This is a genomic window from Kribbella sp. NPDC049174 (genome assembly GCF_043197365.1).
Lineage (GTDB): Bacteria > Actinomycetota > Actinomycetes > Propionibacteriales > Kribbellaceae > Kribbella.
This window is the reverse complement of record NZ_JBICSZ010000002.1, coordinates 43,495-62,332: the sequence shown is the minus strand read 5'-3', so window position 1 is coordinate 62,332 and position 18,838 is coordinate 43,495. Positions and strand designations below refer to the sequence as shown.

The window sequence follows — 18,838 nt, the reverse complement described above, 5'->3', positions numbered from 1 at the left end:
GTCGGCCACCCCAGCGTAGATCCCCCGCGCGCTGGGGTGGTTCTGTGTGCGGGCGAGTTCCGGTAGCGTCGGTGGGGTGGACTTCGAAGAGGCGGCCGATGCGCTGTATGCGGCGTCGGCCGCGGACTTCATTGCTACCCGCAACGAGCTGGCGAAACAGCTGAAGGCGGACGGCGACCAGCTGGGATCGACCCGGCTGAAGGCGATGCGCAAGCCGACCGTCGCCGCCTGGGTCGCCAACCTGGTCGCGCGCGAGCTGCCGGACGAGCTGGACGACCTGCTGGCGCTCGGGGACGAGTTCCGCGAGGCGACCGCGGACCTGGACGGCGAGCGGCTGCGTGACCTGACCCCGAAGCGGCACAAGTTGCTCGACCAGGTGGCCAAGGCCGCCACCAAACTGTCCGAGCAGCAGGGCCAGAAGGTCAGCGCCGATGTCGGCCAGAAGCTGCGCGAGACCCTCGACGCGGCCTTGGTGGATCCGGCCGCGGGCGACGCCGTACGCGAAGGCCGCCTGAGCAGCGCCCTGCGGCACGTCGGCTTCGGCGTGGTCGACGAGAGTGGCGAGCCCACCAACGTCACGCCGCTGACCGACGAGCGCCGGCAGAAGGCTCGCGAGCGCCGCAAGGTGGAGACCGCGGCGGAGGAGGAAGAGTCGGCGGCCGCCCGCAGCAAGCGGGAGAAGGCCGAGCGGGAGCAGGAAGAACGCGAGGCCGCGGCGAAGACCAAGGCCAAGAAGGCGTTCGAGGACGCTGTCTCGGCGGCGCAGTCGGCCGAGGCGACGGTCGAGGATCTCGACAACCAGCTCGACGAGGCCCGCGAGGCCCTCGCCGACGCCCAGGAGCTGGTACGACGCCTGGGCGCGGAACTGGACGACGCGCGCCGGGCCGCCCGGGATGCGCAGAAGGAGAGCCGGGAGGCACGGAAGCGGTACAACCGCCTCTGACCTGGGTACCGGCCAGACCACGTGGAGAGGAGCCGGCCATGGCGCGGTCGATCTGGAGCGGGTACATCAACTTCGGGCTGGTCTCGGTGCCGGTCGGGCTGTACAGCGCGACCGAGGAGCACGAGGTCGACTTCCACCAGTTCCAGAAGGGGACGTCGGACCGGATCCGGTACAAGCGGGTGAACGAACGCACCGGCCGCGAGGTCGACTACGACAAGATCGTCAAGGGTCACGACATCGGCGGCGGTGAGTACGTCATCATCGAGCCCGACGAGCTGGACAACATCGCCCCGGGCAAGTCCCGGTCGCTGGAGATCTCCACCTTCGTCGACCTGGACGAGATCGACCCGATCTACTACCAGAAGAGCTACTACCTGGGCCCGAAGGACGGCGACAACGCGTCGTCGTACGCACTGATGCGGGACGCGCTGAAGAAGACCAACCGGGCCGGGATCGCCAAGTTCGTGATGCGCGGCAAGGAGTACCTGGCCACCATCCGGGCCCAGGACAAGGTTCTGGTGCTGGAGACGATGTACTTCGCCGACGAGATCCGCGACCCGGCCAAGGAGTTGGACGACCTGCCGGCCAAGTCGAGTGCCGGCAAGCAACTGTCGATGGCGGCCGACCTGATCGAGGCGATGAGCGGTGAGTGGAAGCCCAGCGACTACAAGGACTCCTACACCGAACGGGTGAAGAAGCTGGTCGAGACCAAGCGCAAGGGCAAGGAGGTCGTCTTCACCGAGGAGGAGCCCGAGGCAACGACTCCGACCGACCTGGTCTCCGCGCTGCGTGCCAGCGTCGAAGCAGCCCGCAACCGCCGCACGTCGGGAACCACCAAGAAGACCGCCACCAGGAAGAGCGCGGCAAGGAAGACCACCGCGAAGAAGACCACCGCCAAGAAGACGGCGAAGAAGGCCGCTGCCAAGAAGACGTCCACCCGGAAGAAGGCCGCCTGATCAGGGGCGTTGGCTGATCAGCTCGTCCCGTACGACGGCGGCCGCGCTCCGTGGACCCGAGTCCGAGCGGATCGCGACGTACAGCGTGTTCAACGGCGGCAACTCCGGCTCCGACAACAACACCAGTTCGCCCGTCGCGAGCGCCTCGTCGCACAGGTAGGCCGGCAGCACGCTCATCCCCGCCCCCGCGCGTACGCCGGCGAGCACGCCGCGCAGGTCGGGGACGACGAGATCCGCCGTCCGGGTCAGCCGGGTACCGAACACGCTGCGCCAGTAGCGGCGGACGATCGGGGCCTCCTCGGCGTACGCGACCAACGGGACCTTCCGCAGCGGCTCCGGCGACGCGACCGCCGTACCGGTGGACCACCGGGGTGCCGCGACCAGCGCGAACACCTCGTCGTAGAAGGGCGTCACCCGCAGGCCGGGCCGTCGCGGGCGGACCGAACTGATCACCACGTCGAGACTGCGGTTGAGCAAGCGGTCGAGCAGATCGTCCGGCAGGCCGAACGCCGTACGCACCTGCAGCCCGTCCGCGAACCGGCCGGCCAGCGCGGGCAGGACCTGGTGACAGAGGAAGTCGGCCGGCCCGCCGAGGTGAACCGTCGCCGCGACCGGTGCGTCGAGTTCATCCCGCAGCAGCCCTTGGAGCGAGTCGATCGGTTCGGCGATTCGGCGGGCGAGTTCGTCGCCCGCGGTGGTCGGGCGGACCCCGCGCGCCCGGCGTTCGAAGAGCGGTCGTCCCAGCGCTGTCTCGAGCGTCTTGAGCTGTGCGGTCACGGTCGGCTGAGACACGCCGACGACCTCCGCGCCCGCGGTGATCGAGCCGGCCCGGTGCACCGCCAGGAACGTCCTGAGCAGGTCGAGAGAAGTGCTCATATCGGAAATTCTATGCCTCACTGTCTGTTTGCCTATTGGCCTCCGATGAATCGGCCGACGCATCATGGGTGGCATGACACGCGTACTGATTGCTCTCACCAGTCACTCCGAGCTCGGCGACACCGGGCGCGCCACCGGGTTCTACGTCTCCGAGGCGGCCGAGCCGTGGGCGGTGTTCACCGCCGCCGGGTTCGAGGTCGGGCTGGTCTCGGTCGCCGGCGGGCGGCCGCCGGTCGACGGGCTGAACGACGACGACCCGATCCAGCAGAAGTTCCTCGCCGCGGTGGATCTCGAGCACACCCCGACCGCGGCCGAGCTCGACCCATCGTCATACGACGCGATCTTCTTCGCCGGTGGTCACGGCACGATGTGGGACTTCCCGCAGGACGAGGCGCTGGCCGCACTCGCGGCCGGGATCTACGAACGCGGCGGTGTAGTCGCGGCCGTCTGCCACGGACCGTCCGCGCTGGTGAACCTCAAGCTGTCCGACGGTTCCTACCTGGTCGACGGTAAGAACGTGGCCGGCTTCACCAACGCCGAGGAGGAGGCGGTCGGGCTGACCGAGGTCGTGCCCTTCCTGCTGGCCGACGCGCTCACCGCCCGCGGAGCGATCCACCACCCGGCTGCCGACTTCACCCCGCAGACGATCGCCGACGGCCGCCTGATCACCGGCCAGAACCCGCAGTCTGCCGAGCCGACCGCCCAGACCGTCGTCCGCGAACTCACTCGCCAGGCGGCGTAGACAGTAGGTATCTGCTCGGGTTGGCGGGGGCGCCGGCGTCGAGCCAGCGGTGGAAGCCGGTGGGGTTGCGACGCTCGAACTCGTCGAGGCAGATCCGGCGTACCTCGGCCACTGCCTGCCGGTCGCGCGGGCCCGCGCCCTGGGCGAGCGTGGTGGCGGTCTCGGTCCAGACGCCGCAGAGCTCCTCGATGCTGAGCGGGCACTGGAGCGAGGCGATGAGCTGCTCGTCCTCCTGCAGCTCCGCCTGCTTCAGCCGCTCGAGCTTCCGCTGACTACGCGACGGGCGCGGGCGGCGCTCCGGCGTCACCAGCTCGATCAGGATGAACAGCCCGGCGACGAGCATCGCCACCGCCAGCCCGACCGCACCCCAGGCCAGCAGACGCACGAGCCCCGGCAGGCACAGCACACCAGCGGCCGCGGCCCCCGCGACGACCACAGCGGACTGGTACGGCGCATCGTCCGCAACGTGCCGGATCACCGCGGCCAGCGGCCAGACCAGCGCGAACACGACGGCCAGCAGGATCGACGCCGCGAGCGGACCCAGCAGCAACACCCCGGCGAGCACACCGGTCGTGCCGACGCCGAGAGCACCCGCGATGGCCATCCGACGCATCAGCGGGGACGGCCGCCTCACCGGAACTCACCCACGACACACCTCACGTGTACCCGCCCCACAGACCACACCACACCTACCCCCAGAACGAACGGCCCCTTCCGACCGTTCCCACCCAGGAGTGCGCCCAATCAGGCGCCGGTCTCCGAATGTGGGGCGTGGACGGGCTTCGACTGGGCCGATCGGCGCTGACGCAGGTAGATGGAACCGCCGACGATCGCGGCGACCGCGAGGAACTCGCTCTGCCAGTTCTGGAACGACTCGTACCAGAACTGCGAGGTCTGCAGGTACTCCCAGGTGCTCACGGCCTCGGCCCCGTGCAACTGTTGCTCCTCGCTGTACGCCGCCGCACCCGTGACGGCGTGCAGCCAGAACGACAGCAGGAACACCACCCCGAAGGCGATCGCGAGCGAGTTCTCGTACAACTTCAGCACCACCGCGGACCCCTGCCGGACCGGCCAGGGCGCGTCCCGGTCGGACCGGTGCTTGCGCGGGTCCTCGTCCTGCGGGGCCTCCTCGTCGAGCCGCCGGGACTCCGCCGATCCTTTTTGCACCAGGTACGCCGTGAGCAGCACGTACATGCCCATCTGCAGGAACTCGGACTCCCAGTTCTCGAAAACCGCCTCACCGAAGGAGGACGACACGACGTACTGCCCCAGGCTCTGCGGCGGCTGCCCGTGATCGGCCAGCTCAGTGTTCTCGTGCGCGTGCCCGGTGAGCAGCAGTCCCACCAGGAACAGGACGAACAGCACGAGGTTGGCTGTGAGCAGCGCCCGCAGTCGAATCCATCGCATGTCTCACCGGTACCCGGACCTCAATCGGTTCAGGCAACGCTGGGCTCCGGTTCCGCCTGGTCGAGCGGGTGGGCGATCTCGTCTGAGGGCATCCGGCCGAAGTACACGACCAGGAGCGACACCAGCGCGGGCCCGACCCCGGCGATGATGAACACCGTCGTCAGCCCCAGTACGGCGCCCGCCGGGCCGGCCAGCGCCATCGACACCGGCATCAGCAGCAGCGAGACGAAGAAGTCCAGGCTGGCGATCCGCCCGCGCAGGCGGTCCGGCACCCGGCGCTGCAGCAGCGTCCCCCAGATCACCATCGCCGCCGAACTGGTCAGGCCCACCACGGCAGCACCGGCCATCATCATCCACAGCTCACGGGCGAACCCGAGCACCACGATCGGCAGCGAGCCGAAACCCCAGAGCAGCGTCAGCACGGTCAGATACCGCCGCGGCATACTCCGGGACGAGATCAGCAACGCACCGACCGCCCCGCCGACGCCGAACGCCGCCAGCACCAGGCCGAAGTCGCTCGGTCCGCCACCGAGCTGATCCCGGACGGCGAACGGCAGCAGCACCTCGAGCGGTCCCAGGATCAGCAACACGAACACCGTGCCGAACAGCAGTGACGCGAGCAGCCAACGGGTCCGCCGTACGTAACTCCAGCCTTCGCGCAGATCACCGAAGATCGTCCGCGCTGCGGCGGGCGGCTCACTGTCGTCCACATCACCGGGCTCGACCGGCTCGAAACCGGTGGACGGCACCCGCATCGCGAGCACGCACGCGGCAGAGAAGAAGTACGTCAGCGCCGTCACCAGGATCGCGATCCCCGGCGACATCGCCGCGATCGCCAGACCGCCCAGCGCCGGCCCGGTCGCCTGCTGGGCCAGCGGCCGCAGCGTGCCTTCCAGCCCGTTCGCGGCGAGCAGCTCGTCCGCCGGCAACAGCTTCGGCACCAAGGCCGTGTACGCCGGAATGAGGAACGCCTCCCCAGCCCCGATCAGCACCGCGGCAGCGGCGAGCTGCCAGATCTCCAGCAGTCCGGTCAGCGCCAGCCCGGCCACGACCAGCAACACCAGACCCCGAACACCGTCCGCAGCGATGATCACGCTGCGCTGCGACAACCGGTCGGCCGCGATCCCGCCGAACAGCAAGCAGACCACCAGCCCGATGCTGTATGCCGTCGTCACCACCGACAGCTGGACGGGCCCGCCACCGAGCTCGATCACCTGCCAGGCCAGCGCGACCAGCCAGAGCCCACTGCCGAGCAGAGCGACCGCCAAGCCGGTCCACAGCAGCCGGTAGTCCCGATGCCGCAGCGGTTGGACTGCCTTCCAGCTCACGAGTGCCTCCCCTAGTCGGTGCAGCGAGCATACACAGGCAAACAGTTCACGTGTCAACTGTTGTTCTACGCACCAAACGCCGTACACTCTGACCATGCCGACGACGATGAGCACCGATCAGCTCGGTGCCTGGCGGGCGATGTACCGCGCGGACACGCTGCTGTTCACGCATCTCGACAACACCCTGCGCACCCGGCTGAAGATGGGGTACTTCGAGCACGAGGTGCTGCGGACCCTCGACCAGGCCGGCGGCCGGCTGCGGATGGCGCCGCTCGCGGAGCAGTTGATGATCTCCCGCAGCGGCGCCACCCGGCTGATCGGCAAGCTCGAGGACAAGGACGGCTGGGTCGTCCGCCGGAACACCCCAGAGGACCGCCGGGCCACCTGGGCCGAGCTCACTCCGGCGGGCCGGGAGGCACTCGCGGCTGCCCAACCCGTGGTCGAGGCTGTGGTGTCGACGTTCTTCGCCGATCATGTATCAGATGAGGACCTTCGCCGCGCGAGCAGAATCCTGGACGTCCTGGCCGACGCGAACCCGAACGACGACGGGTTCGACTGCGGGCTCTGAGACCGCGGGCTCCGAGACTGCGGGATCCGGGCAGTGACCGGCGTCGACGAGCGGTTCGCCGACCGCGTCCGTGCGCTGAAGCCGACGCCGGGCGACCTGCCGGACGACGTGCTGCGCAGCCTGTACGACGCCCAGCTCGGCAGCCGGCACGCCGACCTGGCCGCACGATGGATGCAGTCACAAGGTCAGGGGTTCTACACGATCGGATCGGCCGGCCACGAGGGCAACGCCGCCGTCGCCGCGGCGCTGCAGCCCACCGACCCGGCCCTGCTGCACTACCGGTCCGGCGCCTTCTACCTCGCCCGCGCCGAGCAGTGCGGCTCGAAGGAAGGGCTGCGCGACATCCTGCTCGGCGTCGCCGCGGCCACCGCCGAACCGATCGCGGGCGGCCGGCACAAGGTCTTCGGCCGGCACGACCTGGCGATCATCCCGCAGACCTCGACCATCGCGTCCCATCTGCCGCGCGCGATGGGGGTCGCATTCTCGATCTCGCGGTCGGCGAAGCTCGGCGTACCGTCGCCGTGGCCGCACGACGCGATCGTGGTGACCAGCTTCGGCGATGCCTCGGCGAACCACTCGACGGCGACCGGCGCGATCAACGCCACCCTGCACGCGTCGTACCAGGGGCTGCCGATGCCGCTGCTGCTGGTCTGCGAGGACAACGGGATCGGGATCAGCGTGCGGACGCCGGAGGGCTGGATCCGGCAGGCGTACGGGCAACGTCCCGGTCTGCGGTACTTCGACGCCGACGGCACCGATGCCGCCGCCGCCTTGTCGATGGCAACGGAGGCGGCGTTGTTCGTCCGGCGGAACCGGCGGCCGGCATTCCTCCGGCTCCGGACCGTCCGCCTGCTCGGTCATGCCGGATCCGACGTGGAGGCGGCCTATCGCTCCCCCGCCGAACTGGCCGCGGACGAGGAGCTCGACCCGCTGCTCGGTACGGCGCGACTGCTGCTCGGAGCCGGTTACACGCCCGACGACGTGATCGAGTTGTACGAGGACAAGCGGGCCGAGGTGATGCGGATCGCGGCCGAGGTCGCGGGACTGCCGCAACTGGCCACCGCGGAGGCCGTTGCCGCGCCACTGCGCTTCCCCGATCCGGAGCCCGTCGCGGAGTCGCTGCCCAAGCGCAGTACGACGACGGACCGGCTGACTCTGAGCCAGTCGATCAACCGTGCGCTGGCCGACGTACTCGCGTCGTACCCGGAGGCGATGGTGTTCGGGGAGGACGTCGGCCGCAAGGGCGGCGTATACGGCGTGACCCGTGGACTGCAGAAGGCGTTCGGGCCGGCCCGGGTGTTCGACACGTTGCTGGACGAGCAGTCGATTCTCGGACTGGCCCTCGGAGCCGGGGTGTCCGGGTTGCTGCCGATCCCGGAGATCCAGTACCTCGCGTACCTGCACAACGCCGAGGACCAGTTGCGCGGCGAGGCGGCGTCGCTGAAGTTCTTCTCGCAGGAGCAGTACTCGAACCCGATGGTGCTGCGGATCGCCGGCTACGGCTACCAGAAGGGGTTCGGCGGCCACTTCCACAACGACGACGCGATCGGCGTACTGCGTGACATCCCGGGCATCGTGATCGCGTCACCGTCCCGGCCCGACGACGCGGCTGCGATGCTGCACACCTGCGCGGCGGCGGCCCGCTCGTCCGGGACGGTCAGCGTCTTCCTGGAGCCGATCGCGCTCTACCACCGGCGGGACCTGTACGACGACGGGGACGACGCGTGGCTGACGTCGTACCCGGATGAACCCGTGCCGATCGGACGCGGCCGGACGTACGGCGACGGGACCGGGCTGACCATCGTCACCTTCGGCAACGGTGTCCCGATGAGCCTCCGGGTGGCGGCAAGGGTGCCCGGCATCCGGGTGCTCGACCTGCGCTGGCTCGCGCCGCTACCGGTCGAGGACTTGTTGCGTGAGGCAACCGCGACCGGACGGGTCCTGGTAGTCGACGAGACCCGTCGCTCCGGCGGCGTCTCCGAAGGCGTCCTGGCCACGCTGATCGACTACGGGTACACCGGCCGGCTGGCGCGGGTCGCCAGCCATGACTCCTACGTCCCGCTGGGCGCGGCCGCTCACTCCGTCCTGGTCAGCGAGCGGGAGATCGAGACGGCTGCCCGCGAACTGCTCAGCTGAACAGCTTCTGCCAGAAGGACTTCTTCGGAGGCGTCTCCGGCTCCGGCGCCGGCTTCCGCTGCGCACGGTCGCGCTGTTCGGCATCCCACTGAGCGAGGATCGCTTCCTCGTCCACGGTGCCGACCGGCACGACCGGCCCGGTGGTGTCGCGGATGCTGACCAGGATCCGCTTGTTCAGATCGGCCAGGTAGTCGCGGACCTCGGCCTCGCGACGCATTCCGCGGACCTTCTCGTAGACCTGCTGCTTCTCCTTGCGCAGCAGGACCGCCGGCGGCAGCAGCGCCTCGGTCTCGATCTGTTCGCGGCGGATGAAATCCTTGACCCACCAGTCCGGGTCGTGCGATTCCGCCAGCTTGAGTGGCTTGCCCGCACCGGCCAGGTCGTCGAACTCACCGGCGTTCTGGGCCCGCTTGATCTGAGCCTCGACCCAGTCCTGGGTCTTCATGCCCGGTGGCTTGCGCTCCGTCATGCCCACACCTCATCTGTCCTCATCGACAGTTGCTCCGGCCCGTACTTTACCGGCTTGTGAATGCAGTCACAAGGGATATTGGCGCGCCTTCGGATACTGGAACCGTGATCTTGACCGACGAACAGATCGCGGCGCTGACGGCGGCCGAGCGGCGGGAGCTGATCCTGCGGCTGACGCCCGATCCGGGCGGATTGCCGTCGCTGCGGACGATCGAGCGGATCCGCAAGTGGCGGACCGCGCTGATGCTGGTCTGTGTGGCCGCGCTGATCCCGTGGACGGTCTACCTGGCCGTCACTCTGCCCAGCCACTACGTCGCGCGGAACTGGGTCGCCACCTGGGTCGGCTTCGACATCCTGCTGCTCACCATGCTGGCGCTGACCGCGGTCGCGGGCTGGAAGCGCAAGCAACTGGTGTTCCCGACCGCGTTCGCATCCGGGGTGCTGCTGATCTGCGACGCGTGGTTCGACGTGATGACCAGCCAGCGCGGCGGCGACCTCACTCAGGCCCTGCTCAGCGCGTTCCTGGTCGAGCTTCCGCTGGCGTTCATCCTGATCGCCGGTCCGCTGCGCCTGCTCCGGCATTTGGCCGTCCGGCACGGCTTTATCCACCCGCACATGCAGCTGTGGCGGATGTCCATCCCGATCCCGGATCTCTACCCCGACCGCAAGCTGCCGCCCCGCGATTAGGGTGGGAGCCACTCCAGGAAGGGGATGCGCATGGCGGTAGAGGTTCTGTCGGTGGTGGCCGGTGCACGAGTCGCGGAGGCGGTACGGCGTACGCCGTCGACCAACCCGGCTCAACTGAGCGATGTCGTGGGGACGGTCGGCAGCGCCGGGCCCGAGGTCTTCGTCCAGGCCGCCGAGGCGGCCCGCGCGGCCCAGCCCGCCTGGGCCGCGACGCCGGCACCGCAGCGCGGTCAGGTGATCGCGAACGTCGGCCGGCTGATGACCGCCAACAAGGAACGACTCGCCGCCCTGGTCACCCGCGAGATCGGCAAGCCGATCGCGGAAGCACGCGGCGAGGTGCAGGAGATCATCGATACCTGCGACTTCTTCATCGGCGAGGGCCGCCGGCTCTACGGCCAGACGGTCCCGTCCGAGATGCCGGACAAGCAGCTGTTCACCTTCCGCCGCCCGGTCGGCACGGTCGCGGTGATCACGGCCGGAAACTTCCCGGTCGCCGTACCGTCGTGGTACATCGTCCCGGCGCTGCTGTGTGGCAACACGGTCGTCTGGAAGCCGGCGGAGTACTCGGCCGTGGTGTCCGACGCGTTCTACGAGATCTTCGCGCACTCCGGCGTACCGGCCGGGGTCTTCAACGTCGTGTACGCCGACGGGCCGGACACCTTCACCGGTCTCGAGCAGGCGCTCCAGGCCGGCCAGGTCAACAAGGTCGGCTTCACCGGATCGAGTGAGGTCGGCACCCGGATCGGCGAGCTGTGCGGCCGGCACCTGCAGACCCCGTGCCTGGAGCTCGGCGGCAAGAACCCGATGATCATCACCGAGGACGCCGACCTCGACCTGGCCGTCGAGGGCGCCCTGTTCTCCGGCTTCGGTACGGCAGGTCAGCGCTGCACCTCCCTCGGTACGGCGATCGTCCACCGGTCGGTGCACGACGAGTTCCTGGACCGGTTCGGCCGGGCGGTCGCGGACGCGGCGATGGGTGATCCGGCCCAGGACGTGCTGTTCGGGCCGCTGCTGGACGAGAAGTTCGCGGCCGGTTTCGAGAAGTCGCTGAGCTGGATCGGCCCGCACCACCGGGTCATCGGCGCGACCGGCCGGGTCAGCGCCGACAACCCGCGGAAGGGTTTCGTCGGCGACCCCGCGGCCGGGCTGTTCTACCACCCGGTGATCGTCGCCGGGGTCCGGCCGGAGGACGAGCTGTTCCTGAACGAAACGTTCGGGCCGATCGTCGGCGTCGCGACGTACCACGACCTGGACCAAGCGATTGCTCTGGGCAACAAGTCTGGGTACGGACTGTCCAGCTCGATCTACACCACCGACCCGAACAAGGCGTTCCGGTTCGCGCAGGGCATCTCGGCCGGCATGGTCAGCGTGAACAACTCGACGTCCGGGGCCGAGGCGCATCTGCCGTTCGGCGGGAACGGCAAGTCCGGTAACGGTTCCCGGCAGAGCGGTGTCTGGGTGCTGGACCAGTTCACCCGCTGGCAGTCGATGAACTGGGACTACTCAGGCAAGCTGCAGAAGGCACAGATGGACACCGAGACGGTCGAGGCCGACCTCTCGTTCCAGCTGCCCTGATGGCGGCGACCCTGCCGGACGCCGCCGACGTGGTGATCGTCGGCGGCGGGGTGATGGGCACCAGCATCGCGTTCCACCTCGCCGAGGCGGGGGTGGAACGCGTCCTGCTGCTGGAACGCGACGAGCTCGGCTCCGGCTCGACCTCGAAGGCGGCCGGCGGCGTCCGCGCGAACTTCTCCGACGAACTGAACATCGCGCTCGGCGCCCGCAGCCTGGAGGCCTTCGCCCGCTTCGGGGAACGTCCCGGCCAGGAGATCGACCTGCACCGGGTCGGCTACCTGTTCCTGCTCGAGACGGCCGACCAGCTCGAGTTGTTCCGCGAGAGCACCCGCCTGCAGAACGCGGCCGGGCAACCGACCCGCATGCTCGACGTCGACGAGGCCATCGCGCTCGCGCCGATCGTCTCGGCGGAAGGCCTGGCCGGCGCCTGCTTCTCCCCGGCGGACGGTCACTGTACGCCGGAGTCCGTCGTACTCGGGTACGCCACGGCCGCCCGTCGACTCGGCGCCACCCTGGTCACCGGATGCGAGGTCATCGGCATCGATGCCGAGGGCAACCACATCCGCACGGTCCGGACCAGTCGCGGCGACGTCCGGACCAGCACCGTGATCTGCGCGGCCGGTGCCTGGTCCGCGCGACTGGGCGACCTGATCGGAGTCGACCTCCCGGTCACGCCGCTGCGCCGGCAGATCGTGGTGACCGACGCGATCGCCGATCTCCCGCCCGGCCTGCCGATGACGATCGACTTCACCAGCACGTTCTACTTCCACCGCGAAGGCCCCGGCCTACTGGTCGGGATGTCGGACCCCGACGAGCAACCAGGCTTCCATCTGAACCGCACCGACACCTGGCTCCCGCGTCTCACCGAGACAATGGAACGCCGCGCACCCTCATTACTCGACGTCGGCCTGACCGGTGGCTGGGCCGGGCTGTACGAGGTGACGCCGGACCACAACGCCTTGATCGGCGAGGCCGACGGTGTGTCCAGATTCCTTTACGCCACCGGGTTCTCGGGCCACGGCTTCCTGCAGGGCCCGGCCGTCGGCGAGATCATCCGCGACCTGTACCTGGGTCGCGAGCCCTTCGTCGACATCAGCCCGCTCCACGCCCGCCGCTTCCACCTGAACACCGCCCGGGCCGAGTGGAACGTCGTCTGACGTCAGTTGACCACCGCGCCGACGGTGAGGTTGAGGGCGGTGCCGGTGAGGGCTCGGGCCTGGTCGGAGGCGGCGAAGACGGCGACGGCTCCGACGTCGGACAGGGTGGCGGCTCGTTTGAGCATGGTGCGAGCGGCGGTGTCCTTCTCGAGGGCGCGGCGGAGGTCTTCCGGGTAGGTGTCCGGGTTCGACTGCCGGTGGCCGATCAGGTTGAACGAGATGTCGATCCGGCCGACCGCGGCGGCATGTTCGTCCACGGACTTCTCGTCGAGCGCGTCTACCACACCCGTCTCGGCCTGCCCGCCCGCGGCGCGGATCTCGTCCGCCACCTGGTCCAGGGTCTTCTGCGTCCGACCCGCGAGGTGGACCGTCGCTCCCTCGGCCGCGAAGGCCTTGGCGACGGCGCTCCCGATCGGGCCGGCCGCGCCGTACACGATCGCGTTCTTTCCGGTCAGCATCATGATGGTGCCTCCTGTGCCAGTTCGGTGACGAGGTCGTCGAGTTGCTGCATCGAGGCGCGGATCCCGCGCTCCATCCCGGTCTCGACGTACAGGTCGCGGTCCTCGACCGCCTGGAAGACGGTGTTCTGCCGCAGCGTGGTCACCCCGTCGGCCTCGTCGAAGGTGATGATGTTCAGGTAGACGACGCCCGGCTGCTGGTCGAACTCGTACGTCTGCACGATCCGCTCCGGCGACGGCGTTCCGTGGTACAGGCCGTGGAAGACGTAGCCCTTCCCCGCGGCGTCGTAGTGCGTCCAGCGCCAGCGACCGCCGTGCCGCGGGTCCAGTTGATTCACGGTCAGCGTGAGCCCGGCCGGTCCGAGCCACCGCGGAATCAACGCCGGATCGGTGTACGCGCGGAACAGCAGTTCACGTGGCGCCTTGAATCGCCGGGTGATGATGACCTGCGGTACACCGGGCTCCGCGATCACCTGAAAGTCGGTCATGTCGCGTCTCTCAGTTCGTCGAGCAAGTCGTCGAGACGGTCGAAGCTCTCCGCCCAGTACGCGCGGTAGTCCATCAACCAGCCGACGGCCTCGCGGAGCGGTTCCGCTTCGAGGTGACTCAGCCGGGCGGTCGCGCGCCGGCTCCGGCTGATCAGCCCGGCATGCTCCAGCACCTTCAGATGCTTGGAGACCGCGGGCTGCGACATCGAGTACGGCGCCGCGAGCTCGGCGACGGTCGCGTCACCGTCGCGCAACTGCCGCAGGATCGCCCGCCGGGTCGGATCGGCCAGCGCCGCGAACACACCGCTCAGCTGATCGGGCATCGTCTGTAACCATTTGGTTTTGAAACCATATGGTTAACAATGCGCGCAGAGCCCCGCCCTGTCAACCCGATCGGGTCGGTTGGATCAGGGCTCTTCGTTGCGGGGGTCGTCGGCCGGGTCCTGCGGCCAGTTGTCCGGGTCGCACCACTCCGGGTCCCAGCCCTGCTGGATGCAGTACTGCCGCAGGAGCTCCTCGCGGGTCGGCGGCGCACTCGTGCTCGTTCGCGGCGGGCGGACGGTTTTCGTCGGCGTCCTGGTCGGAGCCGGCTCGGACCGCTCCTCCGACTCCCGCTCGGTGGTGCGCGTCTTCGTCGGCTTCGGCGTCGGCTTCCGGGTCGGCGTCACCGTCGTCTTCTGCACCGGCGGCGGCGCCGAGGTCGGCTGCGTCGCCTTCGGCGGTACGACGGTCGGGGTCGCCGAGGGTGCCGGCGAACTGTCGTCGACAACGTGGACGGCCTGCGAACCACCGGAGTCGCCGCCGAACAGACCGATCGCGGACAGGGCCCAGAAGTTCACCGCGAGGAGGAGCACCATCCCACCGATCCCGGCGTACATCGCCTTGCGGGAGGCGCCGCCGTACCGGCCGACCGGGCCGCGGACGGCGTTGCCCTTGCCGTCGACCCAGAACCGCCAGCCCTCCGGCGGCGGTGGCCAGGACGGATCCGGACGCCACGTCTTCGGCGGGACCCAACTACGGCGGGGCGGCGACGGCCAGGTCGGCGGGACCACGAACCGCTTCAACGAACTCCTCCATCTCCGCCGGCCAAACCCGATTCAGGCTAGTGGATACGACCGAGCCCCAGACACCCCCGCCAAGGTCAGGTCTTCGTTCAGATCCACAAGCCCGTACCAGGCCAACGACACAGACCCACCGCAAGCTACTTGCGACTTCCACCCACCCGCGTGTCGCACTGGCTTTTTCGATCAACCCATGACCTAGAGGACCGAGTCCAGCAACCTGGTCAGGTCCTCGCCGAACGGGCGGTCGGCCTCGATCGGCGGTACGACGTTCGCGACGGCGAGCAGCAACTCCTGCAGTCCGGGCGGGACCGGGCGCTTGGACAGGGCGAGGGCTTGGTGGACGGCGAGGAGTTCGCAGGCGGCGACTTCGCGGGCCAGGCGGATGGCTTCGGCGAGGCCGCCGACCGCCTCCCAGGAGAAGCTCTGCACGTCCTCCTGCCCGTTTGATGTCTCCGCCGTACCGATTGCTGATGGCAACGTCAGGCGGCGGAGGGCGTGGCTGGTGGCGACGGCGCGTTTGTGAACGGCGACCAGGCCGGCTTGTGGGCCGGGCTCGTGCGCGAGTTGAGCGGGTAGGCCGGTGACCGCCGGATCGAGCAAGCGGTGGAGCCGGGCGGTCGAGACCTCGGCCGCGTGGGCGAGGGCCGCGGTCAGGTGGTCGCAGTGCGCGGCAAGGTCGATCCCGTGGAAACCCGCGGTGCCGACGAACTCGCCGTCCAAGTACGCCGGTGAGTCGGTCACACCGGTGAACGCCCGCTCGACCGCCGCTTCCAGATGCGTGAGAGTACGGCGGACGTGGGCGATCACCGGGCCGGCCACGCGAAACGAGACGGGAGCCTGCAGCGACCGGGGATCGGGTTCGGGACCGACCAGGTTGCGGAGCCGGGTGAGCTCAGCCGCCAGCACGTCGTCGCCTCGTGCGGTGAGCGGGTGATACGGCCCACGATTGGCCCCGATCACGGCGATCGCCCCAGCGCCGATCTCACTCAGGCGATCAGCCAGCCGCCGGGCTCGGGCAGCATGGAGCGCTGCCCGTCCGGTCGCACCCGGAATGCCCGCGAGGAGAGCGATGCCCTCCTTGGGGCCGAGGTCGGCCGCGAGCGGGCCGAAGGCATGAGCGAGCGGGATGATCTCGCCGGCCGAGCCGGCTCCACCCGCGGGGATCGCGGGCACGTGACCACTGTTGATGAAGGCAACCAACTGCTGGATCAACTCGACGGAGACACCCGCGTCCCCGGTCAGGAATGTGCGCAGCCGACCGATCAGCACGGCCCGTGCCTCGTCATCCGGCAGCCACGGTGGACCGCCCACCGCTCTGCCGAGCAGGAGGTTGCGTTGGTGCACCTTCTGCTCGTCCGTAGTCAACCGGACCTTGCTCAGCGCGCCCATTCCGGTGTTGACGCCGTACACAGGTTCGCCGGAAGCCAGTGAGGCGAGCACGTCGGCGCGGATCGCGGCGAGGTGGTCGAGGAGCGGTTGCGCGATGGTGATCGGTCCGGGACTGGCGGGGTCGAGGTCGGACGGCTGGGTGATCAGCATGTCAGTGGAACCGCAACCAGATCGCGTTCGTCACCCGGCTCCTTCGGTCGTCGTGATTCGATACTAAAGTTTCCCGCCGCCACGCTATGTTCGGGCCCATGGGGTCGACGACACAGACACCGCGGCGCACCGTCATCGGGCACTCGACCACGGACAAGGTGGTCCTGTTCGGTGGGTTCCCGCTGGTCGGGCTGGTCCTCGGCTTCTTCCTGCCGCGGATCGCGGACTGGGCGGCGAGCAAGGACTGGGTGCCGTTCCAGGGACCGCTGAAGCTGATCGCGGGCTGGGACGGCTGGTGGGTGGGCGCGATCTGCATCGTGATCGGTCTGCTCGCCGGCGTACTGCTCGCGGCGATGGCGCTCGAGGACACGCTCAAGGTGACGATCACCGGGCCGTCGGTGGAGTTCCTGAAGAACCAGAAGACGGTCACGGTGCCGCGGGAGAAGGTGGCGGTCGCGTTCCTGGACGGCAAGGAGATCGTGCTGCAGGACTCGACGTCGCGCGAACTGGCCCGGGAGAAGCACGATCAGCTGAAGTCCGAGGCCAAGCAGATCCCGGCGGCGTTCCGCGCCCATGGGTATCCGTGGTCGGACAGCGGTGATCCGCACGCCGACCGGTTCCGCCGCTGGGTGGAGGACGAGCCGGAGCTGCCGCCGACCGTGAACGCGCTGCTGAAGGCGCGGTCCAAGGCCTTCGACCAGGGGGACAAGGGGAAGGCGGACCTGCGGGAGCTGCGCGACGAGGTGACGAAGCTCGGCTACACGGTGAAGGACAAGGAGAAGAAGCAGTACTGGCGGCCCACAACAGCACGCTGACCGCGCTGGATGGAGGTGGCTTCTAGGCGCCCAGGAGGTGGATGACGGCCTGGGCGTAGGCCTGTTCGGCGTCCGGGGCGGTGTGGGAGCTGTCGGTGAGGTCGACCCGGTAGCCGCCGGGGACTGCCTCGAGAACGCGGAAGTGCTCGCCGAGGAGAGCGCGGAGCTGTTCCTCGCGCGGGAGCCAGATCACCTCGCGCTGCTCGATACTGTCCAGGGCCCACTCGGTGGTGCCGTTGAAGCCGATCACCTTGCTGCCCTGGTAGTCGTGCACCTCGACGGTCATGTCGCTCACCACGAACACGTCCTCGTCCATGTCCCGGTCCGGCACGACGAAACGATCCCCCGCCGCGGGCACCCACAGCACCCCGGCCTTGCGTAGTCGCCCGGCCTGCTCGATCGTGATCACCCCTCCATCCTCCCCACGCCACTCAAGCCCCGCACCTCAGCCGCGAGCCGCGGGGCCGGCCAGGAGGGTGGTTCAGCGGTCCAGAGCAGCCCGCAGCTCGGCCGCACGGCGGGCGATCCGGTCGTGGGACTCGCTGGTCAGCGGGAGGTCGAGGAGGGCAGTCGCCTGCAGGTGACTCGCCCCGAGCAGCTCACGCAGACGCCGTACGGCGGTCGCGCGGTCCGGCGAGGTCGACAGCACGCCCTGCACCTCGGTGCGACGCTCGAACGCGGCCAGCACCCCGTCGTAGATCTCCAACTGCGTGTGCGCGGAGCGGTCCGGTTCGGTCACGACTGCTTCGTCACTCTTCCCGGTGGCCCGGATCACCTGCCGCCACAGAGCGGGGACGGCGAGGCGCGCCCGGGTGTAGCGCGGGATCGGCTGGGCGTAGGTCATGGTCATGATCGGCTCCTGATTCGTCTCGTCGGGTCAGTCGGACTAGTCGGACACAGGCCGCGCGTACGGTTCGCGCGGCGGGCACTTGGTGCCGGGGGTGGTCAGCGCCTCGAAGTGCCAGGGTTCGTTGTCGTACCGGCGGCAGATGCCGTAGCGGTAGCCGTTCCGGTTCAGCCACTGCATGGCGGCCGCCGGACCGATGTCCACGGCCTTGCCCTGCACGTGAGCGGAGTACTTGGGCGGCAGCACCCACCGTGTCGCCGCCTTGTACGAGCCGTACTTCTCGATCGCCTCGTTCAGCAGCCGCTGCTGCTTGGCCTTGCTCCGGCGGCCGGAGGTGATCTTCAGCGTGACGCCGTCGCGCTTCGCCGCGGCCATCGCCTTCTTCAGCCGCGACTTCAGCGTCGGCGACAGCCCGTTGATGCTCTCCTCGCCGTACGTCGGTGTCGTCGGAGTCTTGGTGGGTTTCTTCGTGGGCTTCTTCGTCGGTGTCCGGGTCGGCGTGGGCGTGGGCGTCCTGGTGGCCAGGGTGGTGGGCGGCTCGGAGACCGCGGGCGCGTTCACGCTCGAGATGACCGGCTCCTTGTCGGCGGCCAGGCCGAACAACTCCCCCACCTGCCCGTGCCAGAGCACCAGCGAACCGACCGCCAGCACCGCCACCCCCACACCCGTCACGGACAGCAACCGCGTCCGCACCGAGCCGGTCCGGCGCGGCGGCAGGTGCTTCGTCATGGGGTACAGCCTCTCGGATCAGGGCGGTGGGCGCATCGGCCCCAGGGACCGTCAT

Annotated in this window: 22 protein-coding genes; 9 read left to right on the top strand and 13 right to left on the bottom strand. The window is 69.3% G+C overall.

The window, feature by feature from the left end; translation table 11 throughout:
- The first annotated feature begins 76 nt into the window (after window positions 1-76).
- Entirely contained in the window at window positions 77-943 is an 867-nt protein-coding gene (locus ACGFIF_RS10760; protein WP_393153844.1) for a hypothetical protein, read from the top strand.
- Window positions 944-981: 38 nt separating this feature from the next.
- Window positions 982-1,899, top strand: coding sequence for a Ku protein (locus ACGFIF_RS10755; protein ID WP_393153842.1), 918 nt, complete (start codon window positions 982-984; stop codon window positions 1,897-1,899).
- Here ACGFIF_RS10755 and ACGFIF_RS10750 read toward each other — a convergent pair whose 3' ends face one another.
- Window positions 1,900-2,775, bottom strand: coding sequence for a LysR family transcriptional regulator (locus ACGFIF_RS10750; RefSeq protein WP_393153840.1), 876 nt, complete (start codon window positions 2,773-2,775; stop codon window positions 1,900-1,902).
- 73 nt (window positions 2,776-2,848) lie between these two features.
- On the opposite strand from ACGFIF_RS10750, the gene ACGFIF_RS10745 reads away from it, so the two are divergent.
- A complete protein-coding gene (locus ACGFIF_RS10745) occupies window positions 2,849-3,517 on the top strand; it encodes a type 1 glutamine amidotransferase domain-containing protein (RefSeq protein ID WP_393153838.1) in 669 nt (222 codons plus the stop codon).
- Here ACGFIF_RS10745 and ACGFIF_RS10740 read toward each other — a convergent pair.
- The 3 genes from ACGFIF_RS10740 to ACGFIF_RS10730 form a co-directional block, all read right to left on the bottom strand.
- Complete coding sequence (locus tag ACGFIF_RS10740; protein ID WP_393153836.1) at window positions 3,498-4,151, bottom strand: hypothetical protein; 654 nt, start codon at window positions 4,149-4,151, stop codon at window positions 3,498-3,500. The two genes, ACGFIF_RS10745 and ACGFIF_RS10740, sit on opposite strands and share 20 nt — an antisense overlap.
- A 110-nt stretch (window positions 4,152-4,261) precedes the next feature.
- Window positions 4,262-4,924: a DUF6766 family protein gene (locus tag ACGFIF_RS10735; RefSeq protein WP_393153834.1), complete on the bottom strand. Its 663-nt coding sequence runs from the start codon at window positions 4,922-4,924 to the stop codon at window positions 4,262-4,264.
- A gap of 29 nt (window positions 4,925-4,953) precedes the next feature.
- Entirely contained in the window at window positions 4,954-6,252 is a 1,299-nt protein-coding gene (locus ACGFIF_RS10730) for an MFS transporter (protein WP_393153832.1), read from the bottom strand.
- A gap of 94 nt (window positions 6,253-6,346) precedes the next feature.
- Here ACGFIF_RS10730 and ACGFIF_RS10725 point away from each other — a divergent pair, with 94 nt between their 5' ends.
- Together ACGFIF_RS10725 and ACGFIF_RS10720 are read left to right on the top strand one after the other, a co-directional pair.
- Entirely contained in the window at window positions 6,347-6,820 is a 474-nt protein-coding gene (locus ACGFIF_RS10725; RefSeq protein WP_393153830.1) for a MarR family winged helix-turn-helix transcriptional regulator, read from the top strand.
- Window positions 6,821-6,853: 33 nt separating this feature from the next.
- Entirely contained in the window at window positions 6,854-8,956 is a 2,103-nt protein-coding gene (locus ACGFIF_RS10720) for a thiamine pyrophosphate-dependent enzyme (protein WP_393153828.1), read from the top strand.
- Here the strand turns inward: ACGFIF_RS10720 and ACGFIF_RS10715 are convergent.
- Complete coding sequence (locus tag ACGFIF_RS10715; protein ID WP_393153826.1) at window positions 8,949-9,425, bottom strand: DUF1992 domain-containing protein; 477 nt, start codon at window positions 9,423-9,425, stop codon at window positions 8,949-8,951. The two genes, ACGFIF_RS10720 and ACGFIF_RS10715, sit on opposite strands and share 8 nt — an antisense overlap.
- A 104-nt stretch (window positions 9,426-9,529) precedes the next feature.
- On the opposite strand from ACGFIF_RS10715, the gene ACGFIF_RS10710 reads away from it, so the two are divergent.
- Genes ACGFIF_RS10710 through ACGFIF_RS10700 form a run of 3 tightly spaced genes read left to right on the top strand, consistent with a single transcriptional unit; the run spans window position 9,530 to window position 12,843 of the window.
- Window positions 9,530-10,111, top strand: a complete 582-nt coding sequence (locus ACGFIF_RS10710; protein WP_393153824.1) for a hypothetical protein — start codon at window positions 9,530-9,532, stop codon at window positions 10,109-10,111.
- Window positions 10,112-10,141: 30 nt separating this feature from the next.
- On the top strand, window positions 10,142-11,686 hold the full coding sequence (locus ACGFIF_RS10705) for an aldehyde dehydrogenase family protein (RefSeq protein ID WP_393153822.1): 1,545 nt from the start codon (window positions 10,142-10,144) through the stop codon (window positions 11,684-11,686).
- Entirely contained in the window at window positions 11,686-12,843 is a 1,158-nt protein-coding gene (locus ACGFIF_RS10700; protein ID WP_393153820.1) for an NAD(P)/FAD-dependent oxidoreductase, read from the top strand. The genes ACGFIF_RS10705 and ACGFIF_RS10700 overlap by 1 nt, the downstream gene beginning before the upstream one ends.
- A 2-nt stretch (window positions 12,844-12,845) precedes the next feature.
- Here the strand turns inward: ACGFIF_RS10700 and ACGFIF_RS10695 are convergent, their stop codons facing one another.
- The 5 genes from ACGFIF_RS10695 to ACGFIF_RS10675 form a co-directional block, all read right to left on the bottom strand.
- Window positions 12,846-13,304 carry an SDR family oxidoreductase gene (locus ACGFIF_RS10695; protein WP_393153818.1) on the bottom strand — a complete coding sequence of 153 codons (459 nt, stop codon included), beginning with the start codon at window positions 13,302-13,304 and terminating at the stop codon, window positions 12,846-12,848.
- Window positions 13,301-13,789 (bottom strand): SRPBCC family protein, encoded by a 489-nt coding sequence (locus ACGFIF_RS10690; RefSeq protein ID WP_393153816.1) that lies wholly within the window; start codon window positions 13,787-13,789, stop codon window positions 13,301-13,303. Before ACGFIF_RS10690 ends, ACGFIF_RS10695 begins: the two co-directional genes overlap by 4 nt.
- The gene (locus tag ACGFIF_RS10685; protein WP_393153814.1) at window positions 13,786-14,112 is read right to left on the bottom strand and encodes an ArsR/SmtB family transcription factor; all 327 of its coding nucleotides are present in this window, start codon (window positions 14,110-14,112) and stop codon (window positions 13,786-13,788) included. The genes ACGFIF_RS10690 and ACGFIF_RS10685 overlap by 4 nt, the downstream gene beginning before the upstream one ends.
- A gap of 84 nt (window positions 14,113-14,196) precedes the next feature.
- Complete coding sequence (locus tag ACGFIF_RS10680; protein ID WP_393153812.1) at window positions 14,197-14,853, bottom strand: hypothetical protein; 657 nt, start codon at window positions 14,851-14,853, stop codon at window positions 14,197-14,199.
- Between the two features lie 195 nt (window positions 14,854-15,048).
- Window positions 15,049-16,392, bottom strand: coding sequence for an aromatic amino acid lyase (locus ACGFIF_RS10675; RefSeq protein ID WP_393153810.1), 1,344 nt, complete (start codon window positions 16,390-16,392; stop codon window positions 15,049-15,051).
- A 98-nt stretch (window positions 16,393-16,490) separates the two neighbouring features.
- Here ACGFIF_RS10675 and ACGFIF_RS10670 point away from each other — a divergent pair, with 98 nt between their 5' ends.
- Window positions 16,491-17,207, top strand: coding sequence for a hypothetical protein (locus ACGFIF_RS10670; protein WP_393153808.1), 717 nt, complete (start codon window positions 16,491-16,493; stop codon window positions 17,205-17,207).
- A 22-nt stretch (window positions 17,208-17,229) separates the two neighbouring features.
- Here ACGFIF_RS10670 and ACGFIF_RS10665 read toward each other — a convergent pair whose 3' ends face one another.
- The 3 genes from ACGFIF_RS10665 to ACGFIF_RS10655 form a co-directional block, all read right to left on the bottom strand.
- Window positions 17,230-17,616, bottom strand: coding sequence for a pilus assembly protein CpaE (locus tag ACGFIF_RS10665; protein WP_393153806.1), 387 nt, complete (start codon window positions 17,614-17,616; stop codon window positions 17,230-17,232).
- Window positions 17,617-17,688: 72 nt separating this feature from the next.
- Window positions 17,689-18,057: a hypothetical protein gene (locus ACGFIF_RS10660; RefSeq protein ID WP_393153804.1), complete on the bottom strand. Its 369-nt coding sequence runs from the start codon at window positions 18,055-18,057 to the stop codon at window positions 17,689-17,691.
- 36 nt (window positions 18,058-18,093) lie between these two features.
- Complete coding sequence (locus ACGFIF_RS10655) at window positions 18,094-18,783, bottom strand: M15 family metallopeptidase (RefSeq protein ID WP_393153802.1); 690 nt, start codon at window positions 18,781-18,783, stop codon at window positions 18,094-18,096.
- Window positions 18,784-18,838 lie beyond the last annotated feature (55 nt).

Bases quoted from the DNA above. Each gene is read 5' to 3' on its own strand.
- ACGFIF_RS10735 (WP_393153834.1), bottom strand. From the start codon at position 4,924: ATGCGATGGATTCGACTGCGGGCGCTGCTCACAGCCAACCTCGTGCTG.
- ACGFIF_RS10655 (WP_393153802.1), bottom strand. From the start codon at position 18,783: ATGACGAAGCACCTGCCGCCGCGCCGGACCGGCTCGGTGCGGACGCGG.
- ACGFIF_RS10690 (WP_393153816.1), bottom strand. From the start codon at position 13,789: ATGACCGACTTTCAGGTGATCGCGGAGCCCGGTGTACCGCAGGTCATC.
- ACGFIF_RS10725 (WP_393153830.1), top strand. From the start codon at position 6,347: ATGCCGACGACGATGAGCACCGATCAGCTCGGTGCCTGGCGGGCGATG.
- ACGFIF_RS10755 (WP_393153842.1), top strand. From the start codon at position 982: ATGGCGCGGTCGATCTGGAGCGGGTACATCAACTTCGGGCTGGTCTCG.
- ACGFIF_RS10685 (WP_393153814.1), bottom strand. From the start codon at position 14,112: ATGCCCGATCAGCTGAGCGGTGTGTTCGCGGCGCTGGCCGATCCGACC.
- ACGFIF_RS10670 (WP_393153808.1), top strand. From the start codon at position 16,491: ATGGGGTCGACGACACAGACACCGCGGCGCACCGTCATCGGGCACTCG.
- ACGFIF_RS10745 (WP_393153838.1), top strand. From the start codon at position 2,849: ATGACACGCGTACTGATTGCTCTCACCAGTCACTCCGAGCTCGGCGAC.
- ACGFIF_RS10705 (WP_393153822.1), top strand. From the start codon at position 10,142: ATGGCGGTAGAGGTTCTGTCGGTGGTGGCCGGTGCACGAGTCGCGGAG.
- ACGFIF_RS10715 (WP_393153826.1), bottom strand. From the start codon at position 9,425: ATGACGGAGCGCAAGCCACCGGGCATGAAGACCCAGGACTGGGTCGAG.
- ACGFIF_RS10695 (WP_393153818.1), bottom strand. From the start codon at position 13,304: ATGATGCTGACCGGAAAGAACGCGATCGTGTACGGCGCGGCCGGCCCG.
- ACGFIF_RS10750 (WP_393153840.1), bottom strand. From the start codon at position 2,775: ATGAGCACTTCTCTCGACCTGCTCAGGACGTTCCTGGCGGTGCACCGG.
- ACGFIF_RS10675 (WP_393153810.1), bottom strand. From the start codon at position 16,392: ATGCTGATCACCCAGCCGTCCGACCTCGACCCCGCCAGTCCCGGACCG.
- ACGFIF_RS10700 (WP_393153820.1), top strand. From the start codon at position 11,686: ATGGCGGCGACCCTGCCGGACGCCGCCGACGTGGTGATCGTCGGCGGC.
- ACGFIF_RS10660 (WP_393153804.1), bottom strand. From the start codon at position 18,057: ATGACCATGACCTACGCCCAGCCGATCCCGCGCTACACCCGGGCGCGC.